Source organism: Jeotgalibacillus sp. ET6, assembly GCF_029667115.1.
Taxonomy (GTDB): Bacteria; Bacillota; Bacilli; order Bacillales; family Jeotgalibacillaceae; genus Jeotgalibacillus.
The window spans coordinates 1-241 of record NZ_JARUIU010000263.1 but is presented as its reverse complement, the minus strand read 5'-3'; the positions used below and the strand labels follow the sequence as shown (position 1 = coordinate 241).

Here is a 241-nt window from a genome sequence, read left to right as displayed (position 1 = left end):
ATAGAGTCTCAAGCACGATTCATTTCCTCCAGGAATCTTCCTGCCTTTCCCCTTTAGGTTATACAGATTGCCACTAAAAGCCTGACAATTTCCGCATAAACAGACAGTTCCTGATTTCCTTTTGACAGTGAAAATGGTTCATAACGGCATAGAATACGCTGATATGCAGCTGATTGCTGAATCTTATTTCCTTATGAAAAATGAAAAGGCAAAATCGTTTGAAGTTTATCAGAATGCGATT

The 241-nt window shown here is 38.2% G+C and carries 1 pseudogene; it reads left to right on the top strand.

The features are described 5' to 3' along the window. Nucleotides 1-127: 127 nt before the first annotated feature. A pseudogene (locus P6709_RS20275) lies at nt 128-241 on the top strand (hypothetical protein); the annotation flags it as partial.